Source organism: Aquimarina algicola, assembly GCF_006443095.1.
Lineage (GTDB): Bacteria > Bacteroidota > Bacteroidia > Flavobacteriales > Flavobacteriaceae > Aquimarina > Aquimarina algicola.
This window is the reverse complement of the sequence record NZ_VFWZ01000006.1, coordinates 188,570-202,399: the sequence shown is the minus strand read 5'-3', so window position 1 is coordinate 202,399 and position 13,830 is coordinate 188,570. Positions and strand designations below refer to the sequence as shown.

The window sequence follows — 13,830 nt, the reverse complement described above, 5'->3', positions numbered from 1 at the left end:
CAAAACTTTTTTATTATAGTGATAGCTTATAAAGAGTTGCGTCGTCTTAAATAAGTAGGTATAGTTTCTTGTATGTGTTTTCTGTTTTTAACAAATTTTGCTGCTTTTTGAGCCATTGTTTTAAAATCTGTTGAAATTGTAGTGATACCGCCAAAAGCGATTTCTTTTATAATGTTGTCATCATGTGCAATAATCCCAATATCAGAACCAATTCTATATTCCATTTTTCTAGCTTCTTTTAGTACTTTCCAAAGATATGAGTCGCTTATCGAAAAATATACTGTTCCTTTTTTTACAACATCAGGTTCATAGCTTTCAATTACTTTTCCATCGACATTATGATCTTTTATAAAGCGATTGAATGCATTGAGTATTTCTAAAGGTAAATCTGTATCTGGTTTAAAAAACAGTACAAACTTTTTATATTTTTTTATTTGAGGAGCTAATTCTACCAATTTATTATAGGTAATATCTTCAAACTCTTGCGTTACGTAAGAATATTCTTTTGGCATCTTTAAATATCGATCAATCAATATTAACCTGTCTGAAGGAATTGTCTTTAAAAGAGGTATAACTTCATCTTCTTGAACCGGAGCAATAACATACATGCCGTATTTACGGGATATATTGTCCATTATAGTTTTAAAAAGTGCAAGATTATTATGATGAAAGAAAATATCTATGTGGTATTTTTTTCCTAACTCTTTTCTTAGAGTGTTGTAAAAATCTTCTTGAAAACTATGAAATGCAAATAAGATCAAAGCTACCTTTAGTGTAACTTTTGTCTCTTTACTTATGATATAATACCCTTTTAGGTTTTTGGATTCTACCAAACCTCTCTCTTTAAGTTCGGTATATGCTTTTACAAATGTTTTTCTCGCATACCCTACTTCGGCAACCATTTCATTTATAGAAGGCAACTTATCACCAACTTTAAGAATATCTGCGTCTATTGCAGCAATTATTCCCTGTACTATTTGCTCATGCTTGGATATGGTATGTATATCCTGAAGCTCATAAATCTTTTTTAAAAGAGGTGACATAACTATTTTGTTTTCCAATAATTTATAACCAATAACTTTAAAATGAGATGTGTTTTAAAATTATGTGATTAATGTAATTTTCAAATATATTTAATGATCAAATTTATTTATATGATAAGCCCCTTTTGATCTTATTTGTCTAAAATTACAAGTATCCAATTTTTCTTTGTAGTTGTATTTACAAAGAGCGTGTAATTTAAGTATTGTAAATGTATTAGACAATAACTTTAATTCTTCAAAATCTATTTTGCTATAATTTCTACTCAAAATAGCATGTACTTTGTTTCTCATTTTAATAAGCAATATCCATATGTGTCGCTTATTTTTTGAATGATTTTTATGTGTTAATCTACATATTAATTTCTGATATATTTTTAATCCTTTTTGGAACTAAATTTTTGATTGTATATATGGTTCAATTGTAGTTAGAAGATATGGTAAGAAGTTGTATTTTTTTGTTTTGAATGAAATGATGAGAAATCGCCTGTAGGATTTCATAAAGTAGTGATTTGGATGTTTTGGGAATCACAATATGTTTTGTTTTTAATAATGAATTTAACAAAAAATAACATTTTATTTAGATACAATTAACATTTAAAGTATTGATTACTAGTAATTTATGAAATACATACTATAAGTATTTTGATAGCGTTATCTCTTAAAACAAGATAATGAAATTCATCAAATTTTTTTATTGTCTTTTTGTACTACTGATTTCAAAATCAGCTATAGCCCAAACCTACCAAAATCAAGATAACCCTTGGATTATTGGTTTTGGTATTAATGTAGTTTACGACTCTGGTGATATTATTGGTGGGCTTTTTGATATAAAAGACAACTACAATTATAATAGTCCTTTTCGATTCTCTATTGAAAAAAGATTTGAAGATGATTTTGGATTCGAAGTCTCTGCTAATTTTAATAAATTTTTAAAAGGAAAAACCATTAATAGCGTAGAACTAGAAGAAGATATTGATTTTCTCGCTATTGATGGGATGTTTAAGTATTACATCACCAATACTTATCTCAATAAGTACAGGGCAATATATGAAGGGTATTTGACAATAGGAGGAGGAAGTAGTTTTTATGATGGCTCCGGAGCAGCAACTGCAAATCTGGGTGCAGGGATTAACTTCTTTATTTCAGAAAGTGTAAGGCTCAATGCACAAGCTTTGGGTAAAATATCTGTAGATAATAGTCCGCAAGGGAGTAATTATATACATTATAATTTAGGACTTATCATTAGACTTCAAGACTCACAATTCAATTAATTTTTTATGAATCAACAATTCTTTGCTCACGAAACTTCTGTAATAGATGATAATTGTTCTATCGGGACAGACACAAAAATCTGGCATTTCTCTCATATTATGTCATCATGCCAAATAGGTAATGGTTGTAATATAGGTCAGAATGTAGTGATCTCTCCAGAAGTTATTATCGGAAATAATGTAAAAATTCAGAACAATGTATCCGTATATACTGGAGTAACTTGTGATGATGATGTATTTCTAGGACCTTCATGTGTGTTTACCAACGTAATTAATCCTCGAAGCGCTGTCAATAGACGTGGGCAGTACGCAAAAACACATGTAGGCAAAGGAGCAACAATAGGTGCAAATGCAACGATTGTGTGTGGTCACGATATAGGTGAATATGCTTTTATAGGTGCAGGTGCGGTGGTTACAAAAACTATTAAGCCTTATGCTCTAGTGGTAGGAAATCCCGCAAAGCATATTGGTTGGATGAGCGAATATGGGGTAAGGCTCAATTTTAATGAAGAAGGTATGGCAACCTGTGAAGAGAGTAAAGAACAATACCAATTAAAAAATAATACAGTCATCAAATTATAAAAACCATGAACAAAAATTTTGCTATTATCGGTGTAGGAGGCTATATAGCTCCGAGACATTTAAAAGCTATAAAAGATACTAATAATAACCTTATTGCAGCGTTAGATAAATTTGACAGTGTAGGAATTATGGATAGTTATTTTCCTGATTCTCATTTTTTTGTTGAATTTGAACGTTTTGATAGGCATATAGAAAAGCTTAAGAGAAAAAAGGAAATCAATTTGGATTATGTAAGTATTTGTACACCTAACTATTTACATGATGCCCATATTAGAATGGCTCTAAGAAGAGGAGCTCATGCAATTTGCGAGAAACCAATTGTAATCAATCCATGGAACGTAGATCAACTTATAGAGATCGAAAAAGAATCAAATTCTCGAGTGTATTCGATATTACAGCTTAGAATACATGAGAGTATTATTGCTTTAAAAAACAAAGTAGATAACGGACCAAAAGACAAGATTTATGATGTAGACCTTACATACTTAACCTCTAGAGGAAATTGGTATCACACATCATGGAAAGGAGATATTGCCAAATCGGGTGGGATCGCAACTAATATTGGAGTTCATTTTTATGATATGCTTTCCTGGATATTTGGTGAAGTTACCCAAAACAAAGTACATAAACTTACTGAAGATACTGCTGCTGGGTATTTAGAGTTCGAAAAGGCAAGAGTACGTTGGTTCTTGTCTGTAAATTATGATAATATTCCTGAAACAGCCAAACTAGAAGGAAAAAGAACATATAGATCAATAACTGTAGATGGCGAAGAAATCGAGTTTAGTGGTGGTTTTACAGAATTACATACCAAAAGCTACAAAGATATTTTGAACGGTAATGGATATGGTCTTGAAGATGCAAAACAATCTATACAAATTGTTCATGATATTAGAAATGCAGCAATATCCCCAATACAGGGAGATTATCACCCAATGCTTTCAAAACAATTAGATCTAAAACAATAAAGAAAATAGATTTTAAGAAGTAAATATAGCTTCTACCTCAATGAAATATAGCTATATCAAGTTGAACATTTATGATCAACTTGATATGGCTTTTTTTGTCAATTGTGTTAAAAAACATGGAGAGATGTACGTATTCTAAAAATTATGTATTTTTGAGCAAAGCACTGAACACTTAATTATATTTTTAAGTCTTGGGGGAGACTTGAGAAGCATATTGAAAGGATTTATATGTGGGTTATATTATCTAAAATCTAAATAAAATTTTAGATATTATGATAATAATGGTAAATCGTCAATATGACATTTTATTAATAACAATGACTATGATAAGCCGGGTTGCAGGTTTTATATTTCGTTTTTTTGTAGGTATACTTACTCTTATTGGAGGAGTATTTGTCATTTTATATGCAATAGTCTGGGATTTTATTCGAGAAAAAATATTCAGAAAAAAACCTGTAGAAAATCCATGTTTTAATAAAGTGGTTGTTAAAGAAGATGTTTCTGATTCTGAAAAAGAAGAGAAAAATTCCCCGAATTTTGAAGATATTTCTCTAAACTAATTATAACCAAAACTTTAGTGAGTTACCAAAATTTCAATCTTGATTTTGGTTTCTGTTCTCCTCCATAATGATATCCATAATATTTTTTATGGTGATTTTTTGCATCATTAATTAATATTGCCATGTTATCAAAACGCTTGTCGTTGTATAATGTTTCTGCAACAGGCAAAAGTCTTCTGTCAGATAACCCAGGTCGTATCACATAAATACATAAATCTACGTAATCGCTTAATAATAATGCATCTGCAACAAGACTTATTGGTGGGGTATCAATGATAATATAGTCATAGTTCTGTTTCAATGTTAAAATAAGTTCTTTAAAACGATTCGTTTTTAGTAATTCGATAGGATTGGGCGGGATTACGCCAGAACTTATAATATCAAGATTAGGAGTATGATCAAGATTAATGATAATATCATCTAGAGTTACCTGTTTGTCTCTTATGTAATTGGTAATGCCTTTGGATTCATTATAATTAAGATATTCTAAAATTTTAGGAGATCTTAAATCCAGGCCTAATAACGCTACCTTTTTATCAGGGTCAGAAAGGGCAATTGATAAATTTGAAGAAATAAAAGTTTTACCTTCTCCTGTTGCAGAAGAAGTGATTAAAATAGTTTTACCTTTTTGATCATTATCAGAAAGTAAAAACTTTAGATTACTTTCAAAAATTCTGAATGCTTCTGCTACCAGAGAACGGTCATCTGTAGATATAATAAAGTTATTCTTTGTATCTGTACTTGGAATTTCGGCAACAACAGGTATTTTTAAACGGTTAAGGATTTCTTTTTTATCCTTTATTTTAACGTCAAATAGATCTTTAAAAAAGATAAATATAACAGGTAACAAAATTGCGCCAAAAAAAGCGACTAGAAAAACAATTCTCTTTTTTGGTTTTACAGGAAATTTAGAACTATAAGCTCTTTCAATGATTTTGGCATTTGCTACAGTTGCTGCTAGAGATATTGCTGTTTCTTCTCGTTTTTGTAATAAATATAAGTATAGTGTTTCTTTAATTTCTTGTTGTCTTACGATATCTCTAAGTTCTCTCTCCTTTTTAGGTAAAGAAGCGATTTTGGCATTCATATTTGCATCTTGCCGCTTTAAGTCTTTTAATCTTATTTTTAAGGCTGTTTTTTGATTGTTTAGGCTTTGTTTAAGGCTTCCTCTAAGACTCTTTAATTTTTCAGTAAGGCTTAATACAATAGGGTTTTGAGGCGTAGTTCCTTTTAGCACTTCATCTCTTTTAAGTGCAATTTCGTTATATTGAGTAATAATACCGGTCACTCCTTCATCAGAAAAACCAAGGTTTACTGGCAATAAGCCATTTTTATCTTCTTGCAGATAATCATTCATAAAATCGACTAACCCCAATTGAGTATTGGTCTCCAAAACACCTTTTTTGTTTTCTGAAGCATTTTCTAAAAAAAGAGCAGTTTCAGAACCGACATCTGTAAGATTGTTTGAAGTTTTGAAAACCTCTACACCCTGTTCTATATCTGACAATTCAGAGTTAATAATCGATAACCTTTCTTTTATAAAACTAGCTGTATTTTCATAAATCAAGTTTTTGTCACGAATAGCATCTATGTTGTATTCTTCGACCAACCCATTTAGTATATCTTTTGCCTTTTCTCGAATAGTAGTATTAAGTTTTAAAGAGATTACGTTTGCATCTTTATTTACGAGCCCAATGCTTATTCTAGACTTATATTCCTCTACCATATCTTCTATCAGATGGACCGAAAAATAGATTTCATGTTCAAGAAATGCATCAAAATACTTTGGATTAGGAGTGATAACCAAATTACCCAGTCGAGTGTTTAAAGGTTCGCCAAAAACGCCTTCTTTTTGAAATTCATTTTCTTCTTCACGTATTGTAAAACCTGTCTTAGAGTTGATTGTGATAATAAACTCTGCTGTATCGTCAATAAGTAAAGAATCTTTGAGAAAAGAAACAGTAATAGGTTTATTTTCATAAAGTTCTACAAGACGTTTTGAAAACTTTGTTTTTGCAAAATAACTATGATGTATATTTAGCTTTTTGATCACATTTTCAAAGAGTGGTCTCGATTTTAGAATTTCGATTTCATTTTCTACTTCTTTGCTATTAGACTCGACAATACTTAGATCTTCAAAAGCAGAAAGCTCTGATAGTATTCCTCCTTTTTCTCCCTTGATCAGTATTGTTGAAGTTACTTTATATTCTACAGCGGTGTATTTGAGGTATATTACTGCCAAAAGAATACAGATAATTGCAGAACACAAAAATAGTTTCCAATACTTTAAATAGGTTTGGAGCTGATCTTTTAAGGTAAGATTACTTGTATCTTGTCCGTATTGGTAATCCATATCCAATTTCAATATTATAATTTATCGAGTTAATAAAATTACCAATGAGAGTATTACAGACCCAACAGATACCCAAATCGGTGCATTTTTATTATATGATGCTGATTTTACTTGTGCATTATTAGGAGTAACGTATATTGCATCATTTTGTTTTAGATAAAAAACGGGCGAGTTAAAAATAGAATCAGAGGTAATATCTACTCTATGGTATTTATATTTCCCTTCTTCTTCTCGAACGACTAATATGTCATTTCGTTTTCCTGCAATAGTCAGGTCGCCAGCCAATCCTAAAGCTTGAATAATGCTGATTCTTTCATTGGGTATAGTAAATGTACCAGGTTGATTTACTTCTCCAAGAACTGTTATTCTAAAGTTTACAAGTTCTATATGTACTATCGGTTCTTTGATATATGAAGATAATTTTTCTTTAAGTAATTGTGTTGCCTCGATTCTGGACAATCCCTGAAGCTTTATTACGCCCAAAACAGGAAAATCAATAGTTCCATCTTTTCTGATAAGATATGTAAGTTGTTTTTGCTCTCCAACAACGCTACCGGGAACGGCATTAAAAGATACCGCAGGTAGATTAAAAGGTTCTAGCCCTGTCATATCCGATGATGATACCGTTATCGCTAATAAATCATCTTGTTGAAATGTGGTATTGTAATCTATTTTGATCTCTTTTTCGTAAGCATCTTGTATTTCGTGAAAATAGACTACATCTTTTTTGGAAGCACATGAAACTATTGCAAAAAATAAAATGAAAGAAAAAAGTTTTTTCAAGTTTCTAATTATCATCAAGTTAAATAATCTTTTTAAAATGTAAAATATGATGTTCTAGCAGCTTCTTTTACCGCGAAAAACAATATTTTTTACAATTTTGATAAAATATTCTATATCTGTTTTAAGAGGTGCTTTTTCATAAGCTTCAAGATAACGCATCTCTGATGCCACAATATCATCCAGAGTTTTTGGCATATCTGCGTAAAATGGGGGGAGTAGACCTGGTTTTACTTTTATTCTTTTTTCTTGTAATTCTTTGGGGTATAAGCCAAAATAATGATTACTTAGTGGGCGAACACCAATTAATTTCATCTCATTTTTTACAAAATTGATAATCATAGGCAATTCATCGATCCAATATTTTCTCATGATTTTACCTTCATGAGATATTCTAAAATCATTTTTTATTTTTCCTCCTTCTTGCAAGTTGTTTTTCTCAAAAATATATGCTTGCAAATATTCAGAAAAAGGATACATAGTTCTGAATTTATATACTTTTATGATCTTACCATTTTTGCCTAATCGTCTCAATTTGATTAACGGCCCATAAGTAGGATCCTCATCAAATGCAGGTTGTTTGATCTTTCTGGCGACAAAGTGAAGATTGTCGTTGATGGTTTCTTCTGCAATAATCTCAAAACCACAAGAATATAAACGGCCAAATGTTTCTGCTTTTGTCAAAACTCTACCTTTTCCTCCTGTAATATGAAAATATAGTGCCTTAGTCAATTTGAGCTTAGGAATTACCCTGGTAAGGACTACATCTCCTAAGTAGTAAACATAATTCAGAGGTTTAGGGAGTTTTTTTAGAATCCTGTTCTTTCTGACAGCATGCGTTTCTACATGATTGATAAAGATACCCCCATCAACCAGCTTTGCATTTACAGATTCAAAGTATTTGTTGATTCTTCTAAAATCATTAACGCGCTTTAAGTTGACGATCGTATTTTGGTGATTTTCTTGTAATTTATCTATGTTAAATCGAGTTCTTGTAGCAGCTACAAAAACTTGATCAGAGGGATTCATAACATGGTTATCAATAAAATTAAAAGTCTTTGTGCCGACTTCTTTGATAATAAGTTTCCTTATGTCATCATTCCAATCCTGATCAGAAATAGTAACCGTCTCTTTTGAGTTGTCCGGATTCAGGAGTTTTTCGATCTGTTTGTCAATAAAGGGGGCAAATTTTGTAATCATTTTTTTGATGCTTTGTGTATATATTTAATAATGATTAAAGTTGGTATTTGTAAAATGTTTGTTAATTATTTAACAAGGGGTTAACAAAAAACGTTCTGACTATCAATTAAATATGCCTATTATAAACGATTATACTTCTTTAATATTATATGTAGTTTTTCTAATCTTATTAAAATAGAGCTAAAAAAAATACATATATCATAAATTTTACATCTTCATAATACGTAATCAATATTAGATTAAGATTATACGTCTGTACTTAACATAAAAATAATAAGGGTTTTGTGATGTTAGATTACACTATTTCTGAACATAAAAGTACTTTTTGACAATATTTTTTGTGTTCTGCAGGACTAGCTCTTTCATCCACATTGCATTATTATCATTCCATCGTTGAGGATGAAATGTAAACATGATTTGATCGGGTAAGTTTGAAGCAGCATCGATAATTTGATCTGTAGTATGAAAAGTCTGGGTATAAGAGCTTTCCACTTTATCTCTTACACTTACTTTATGACCATCCCATCTACGGCCGGTATCTGTCAAATAATACACATTTTGAAAATTTACATCAAAATAAGGTTCTGCAATGATCCCATAATCCTTGTAGTTATATGTCTTCCAAAGATCTTTAGAATCATATTTTGACATTGGGCTACCATGCATACATATAGTAGATACAGGAGCTAATTTTCTAAGGTTTTCTAGATGCTTGGTAAAATCTTCGATCCCCTTTTTGAGATCTCCTTTACAAGTTGTCAAACACTCATAATGATATCCTATTTCATGCCCTAGAGCTGCGATTTCTAGAATTACATTCTCATCCCAACTCTCTGGTACTGCTCTAAAATAGTATGTGCCCTTTACATTGTGCTTTGCCTGTATCTTGGCAAAAGCCAGTGAATTATTTGGTAATAAGTCTACATCATGTCTTAGGACTATCGTCTTTGCTTCAGGAGTTTTAATAAACTCTTCAAAAGTTTGAAATGTATATTTTTGCGCTATAAGTGCTTCTAACAAAGCTTCATATTTTTTTACTGTAAAATCCATTATTTAAAGCTAAGATGGTGTTTGGGGTTATTTTTTATCGTGTTATGACTTTCAGGAAAATGTTCTACAAACCAAACCATAAAGGCAGTAACATCTATTTTATCTTCTAGCAATTGCTCTCTTTTTTCTTGAAATGTTTTTTTTAGATTAGGGATACGCTCTAGTGATTTGATTTTTTCTAGTACGCCTTCGCCTTTTTGGTAGTTAAATAGCAATCCATACTCAACCTGATCATCTATTGTTCCTGCCATAATACTATTGATATAAATCGCCGGAGTACCCAGAACTACACATTCTGAAGCCATTGTAGCTCCTTCTCCTATAAATAAATGGGCAAATGCTAACGCATTATGCATTTCTTCGGGCGGGATTTTAATTTGATATGTAGCAAATTCTTCAGGTAAATTCCCTTCAGAAGAAATAAATACTTTGTATCTTTTTTTGAGTACATCAATAAGCTCGCGTTTTTCATCTATCGTAAGTCCCGATTGATTTACATCGTGACTGGCATTCCAGGATACAAATCGTAAAATCACATATGGTGTACCTTTTTCTATATTTAGAATATCAAAAATCTGATCATTGGGTGTAAAATAATTGGGGTGTAGATACGCTAGCTCATGATATCCCGCATACTGAATTTGTTTTTCTCCAAGGTCTTTGTGAAAAGCCGTCGAAGTGAGTACGCTTTTGGTAAAAGGAAGGTACAGTTTTACTTGCTCCATATTACCGGTATCTTCCATAGAGATATGAGGTTTGCCTAATACTGCTGCTGCATGTGCAGCATAAGGAGACCCATGACTCATAAAAATATCCGGTTTAAACTTAAGCCCCTGCATTAACATCATAAAGTCAAATTTGGCAAGTCCCCAGACTTTTCCAATAGTAGTATTATATTTTTTACCAAAGGATACATATTCGAATCCCTCAGATTTTAATAACTCTATTTCAAACTCTTTTTGCCTGCATGTAAACAAAAAATGATGCCCTTTTTGCTGCATTTCTTTAGCAAAGTTTTTAAATAAGTGTACATGACCGGGATGGCCAATGTCTATTAAGATGTTCATGAGGTACTTTTTAAAATTTTGACTGCGGTTTTTCCTAATTGATATAGAAGAGGTTGTGCTACGTACAGAAATCTACCGTGTTCTACCAGTTCTCCTCCAAATTTTGATTTAAAATCTCTTACGCCATAATCTTCGTCTGGTTTTCCTGCCCCCATAAAATCAAATCGAGGGATTTGATGTGTAGAAGCATACTCCATAGCTGCCCAGGTAGCCAGTATACTTGGGTATACATTTTTGTATTGACCATCTTTACCACAAACAAACCATTCATAGATCACCTGATTTTCTAAAATAGGACAAACGATACCTCCTATAATTTCATTTTGATAATGAATCAAAAGAAATTTGGCAGCTTTTTCTTTCCACATATTCATGAAAAAATCAAGATCGGGTAGAGGGGTTTTTACTTTTGTAGTGTATAAGTGATGCAAAATGTTGTAGTAAGCAGTAATTTCATCTTGGTGTGTAGCTTCTTTAATTTCTGCTCCCGTTTTCAAACTTTTTTTCACTTGTCTAAGCTTGCTGCTACTCATTCTTTTTCGCATAGCCTGATCATCAGAACAATCTAGATGAAAATTAAGATGAGGGACATAGTCGAATCCACACTTTTCAAACAAATGTTTGTATTTGCTATAATCGTTTAAGTTACGAAGCTCTATGTATATCGCTTTTTTCTTTAGTGTTTTGACTGTGTGTTCTAATACTTGTGTGATATCTTCATCGGTTGCATTTTCTGAAAAAACAGGTCCTCCAAATATGATAGCTCTTCTTGTTAGAGAGGATTTTACTCCTTTTTCTTTTTGAATAATACCAGAGATCAATGCCATAATTTCTTCGTCTCGTTCTATTGCAAATACAAAATGTTCTAAACCTGTAGTTTTGAAAAAATCTGCTACTTTTGGAGTTTGAAAAAAATTGGCATTTGGGGATCGTAACAGCGTTTTGAGTTGTTGCGCCGATATTTTGCTAAAATCAGTATGTATGATATGAGATTGAGTCACTATTTTGTGCTTTTATATACTTCGGTTAAGTTTTCTGCAATGGTAACGCTATCCAGATAGGATATAGTATTTCTACCTGTCGTCTTATTTTCAAGAGTAAGGCAGTCTAGTATCTTTTGTGCGATTTCTTTCTCATCAAAACCTGTTACATAGCAACCTTTGATTTCTGAAATCACTTTTTTGATATCTCCCACGTCTACAGCTACAATTTTACAATTGCAGGCTACTGCTTCTTTGATCACATTAGGAGAGCCTTCCCATAGGCTGGTCAATAGAATCACATCTGCCGCATTAAAATAATAAGGCATTTTTTCGTTAGGGATATCTACAAGTTTTTGTAGTTGCAAATGATCATTTTTGATATGGTCAAAAGCAGCTTTAGCAAGCTTAAAATTCTTTTCCGGTCGATTTGGGTTTGCTGCAAAAAGGATATGTTTTTGATCAGGATCCCAACCGGTTACTTGTATTGCTTCTTCTCTTGCAATAGGTTTAAATTTTTTGAAATCGACACCGTTTGGGATTACATGAGCTTCTTTGAGGCCAGCGTCTTCTTTCATATCCTGAGATTTTACAATTACATTTTTCCAGAATATGGTATTAAATCCCCTGATTATATATTTTAAAAGTGTTGAGGCCTTTACATCACTACCCATTAATGATACGACCAATGGTTGTGCTCCCGCCAGAGAAGCTACCATGCCACTCAAAGAATAATGTGCATGAACAACTTCAAATTTTTGCTGTGCCAAAAACTTTTTCAGCTTAAAAATGTTTAGAAAATATCCTTTAAGCCCTTTTCCTTTAATGGTGAAAAAAGTAACCTTATGACCTAAGTCGATAAGGGATTTTCCCTGATTTTTGGTCAGGCTTGAGATTCCATTTTTTGAATTGCCACTACTTACAAATAATATATTCATATCTATGCTATTTGCTTAAAAAGTTTATAATACTATCGGTGTAAATTTTCTCTAAATCAATATTAATTTCTTTGGGTATCCATTGGTTATTTTCAAATACAAAATAGGCATCAGACATATTGATGGTAGAGGTGCCAAAGTATATTCCCTGCATCTCAAGAAGGTAATATTGCTGACCATCAAAAGCAATATCAAGTGAGACATGAGGAATGTCAAGATATTCAAAAACCTGTTTGGCAAAATCCAATATTTGATACGTATATTCTGATTGGGTTCCTGCTTTATAGTTGGTTTTGCTACCACTTGCTCTAAAATCATTTTTACGGTTATATCGAGTAAGGATAAAGTAGCGATCGCCAAAAATGAGAACTTTCCAATCTTTTTCTAAATCCGGAATAAACTCTTGGATAATAAATTTTTTTCTGTAGATAGAATTTTTAAGGTATCCTTTGTGCTTATACGATCTGCCCAAATCCCACAAATAATCCTTGATATAGAATGTTTTGGAAGCTTTTTTGATTTTTTTGACTAAGTCGTTTTCATTTTTAGCAAGGTATATTTTGCTCCCTAAAGCGCCACGAGAAGCTTTGATAACGACAGGATATTTGATATTTTTTGCATGACTTTTTACATCTTCTAAAACTCCTAATTGTATTGTTTTTAACTGACAAAACTGATTTGGTAGTTCTACATTTCTTAGCAGTTCCATAAACACTTTATTATTGTTCGCTCTTAGATATTGATACGAAGGAACTACTTGAATGTTTGATAATTGTAATGCTAAGATGATATCTTCTATAAAATCTTTATAAAAATATTTTGGATCTTCAGAAGAGGTGTAGATTACAATATTGTCTTTCAAACTTTCTGATTGCCAGTCGATTTCTGAAAACTTTGAAAACGTGACCTGAAAACCATATGAGTTAAAATATTGTTCTAATTTACCTTTGTCCATACCACTTCTGTAGGGTTGGTCTAAGTGCTTAGAACCAAAATTGTCTTTATAATCAGTAAGTGCCAGGATTTTTTTCAAAACTA

13 protein-coding genes are annotated in these 13,830 nt (G+C 31.7%); 4 read left to right on the top strand and 9 right to left on the bottom strand.

The window, feature by feature from the left end:
- Nucleotides 1–26: 26 nt before the first annotated feature.
- On the bottom strand, nucleotides 27–1,043 hold the full coding sequence (locus tag FHK87_RS18755) for a GntR family transcriptional regulator (RefSeq protein WP_140595311.1): 1,017 nt from the start codon (nucleotides 1,041–1,043) through the stop codon (nucleotides 27–29).
- A 671-nt stretch (nucleotides 1,044–1,714) separates the two neighbouring features.
- On the opposite strand from FHK87_RS18755, the gene FHK87_RS18750 reads away from it, so the two are divergent.
- The 4 genes from FHK87_RS18750 to FHK87_RS18735 all read left to right on the top strand — a co-directional run bounded on the left by FHK87_RS18750 (nucleotide 1,715) and on the right by FHK87_RS18735 (nucleotide 4,424).
- Nucleotides 1,715–2,314 (top strand): hypothetical protein, encoded by a 600-nt coding sequence (locus FHK87_RS18750; protein ID WP_140595310.1) that lies wholly within the window; start codon nucleotides 1,715–1,717, stop codon nucleotides 2,312–2,314.
- Between the two features lie 6 nt (nucleotides 2,315–2,320).
- Nucleotides 2,321–2,896 (top strand): acyltransferase, encoded by a 576-nt coding sequence (locus FHK87_RS18745; protein ID WP_140595309.1) that lies wholly within the window; start codon nucleotides 2,321–2,323, stop codon nucleotides 2,894–2,896.
- Between the two features lie 5 nt (nucleotides 2,897–2,901).
- Nucleotides 2,902–3,864, top strand: a complete 963-nt coding sequence (locus FHK87_RS18740; protein WP_140595308.1) for a Gfo/Idh/MocA family protein — start codon at nucleotides 2,902–2,904, stop codon at nucleotides 3,862–3,864.
- Nucleotides 3,865–4,187: 323 nt separating this feature from the next.
- Entirely contained in the window at nucleotides 4,188–4,424 is a 237-nt protein-coding gene (locus FHK87_RS18735) for a hypothetical protein (RefSeq protein WP_140595307.1), read from the top strand.
- 22 nt (nucleotides 4,425–4,446) lie between these two features.
- Here the strand turns inward: FHK87_RS18735 and FHK87_RS18730 are convergent, their stop codons facing one another.
- From FHK87_RS18730 to FHK87_RS18695, 8 genes are all read right to left on the bottom strand, one after another.
- Complete coding sequence (locus FHK87_RS18730; RefSeq protein WP_140595306.1) at nucleotides 4,447–6,777, bottom strand: GumC family protein; 2,331 nt, start codon at nucleotides 6,775–6,777, stop codon at nucleotides 4,447–4,449.
- A 21-nt stretch (nucleotides 6,778–6,798) separates the two neighbouring features.
- Nucleotides 6,799–7,575: a polysaccharide biosynthesis/export family protein gene (locus FHK87_RS18725; protein ID WP_140595305.1), complete on the bottom strand. Its 777-nt coding sequence runs from the start codon at nucleotides 7,573–7,575 to the stop codon at nucleotides 6,799–6,801.
- 39 nt (nucleotides 7,576–7,614) lie between these two features.
- Nucleotides 7,615–8,757, bottom strand: coding sequence for a sugar transferase (locus FHK87_RS18720; protein ID WP_140595304.1), 1,143 nt, complete (start codon nucleotides 8,755–8,757; stop codon nucleotides 7,615–7,617).
- Nucleotides 8,758–9,057: 300 nt separating this feature from the next.
- A complete protein-coding gene (locus FHK87_RS18715; RefSeq protein ID WP_140595303.1) occupies nucleotides 9,058–9,807 on the bottom strand; it encodes a polysaccharide deacetylase family protein in 750 nt (249 codons plus the stop codon).
- On the bottom strand, nucleotides 9,807–10,874 hold the full coding sequence (locus FHK87_RS18710; RefSeq protein WP_140595302.1) for a DUF354 domain-containing protein: 1,068 nt from the start codon (nucleotides 10,872–10,874) through the stop codon (nucleotides 9,807–9,809). Before FHK87_RS18710 ends, FHK87_RS18715 begins: the two co-directional genes overlap by 1 nt.
- Nucleotides 10,871–11,875, bottom strand: a complete 1,005-nt coding sequence (locus FHK87_RS18705; RefSeq protein ID WP_140595301.1) for a lipid II:glycine glycyltransferase FemX — start codon at nucleotides 11,873–11,875, stop codon at nucleotides 10,871–10,873. The genes FHK87_RS18710 and FHK87_RS18705 overlap by 4 nt, the downstream gene beginning before the upstream one ends.
- Nucleotides 11,875–12,792 (bottom strand): glycosyltransferase, encoded by a 918-nt coding sequence (locus FHK87_RS18700; protein WP_140595300.1) that lies wholly within the window; start codon nucleotides 12,790–12,792, stop codon nucleotides 11,875–11,877. The genes FHK87_RS18705 and FHK87_RS18700 overlap by 1 nt, the downstream gene beginning before the upstream one ends.
- Nucleotides 12,793–12,799: 7 nt before the next feature.
- Nucleotides 12,800–13,825: an ATP-grasp domain-containing protein gene (locus tag FHK87_RS18695; protein WP_140595299.1), complete on the bottom strand. Its 1,026-nt coding sequence runs from the start codon at nucleotides 13,823–13,825 to the stop codon at nucleotides 12,800–12,802.
- Nucleotides 13,826–13,830: the final 5 nt, after the last annotated feature.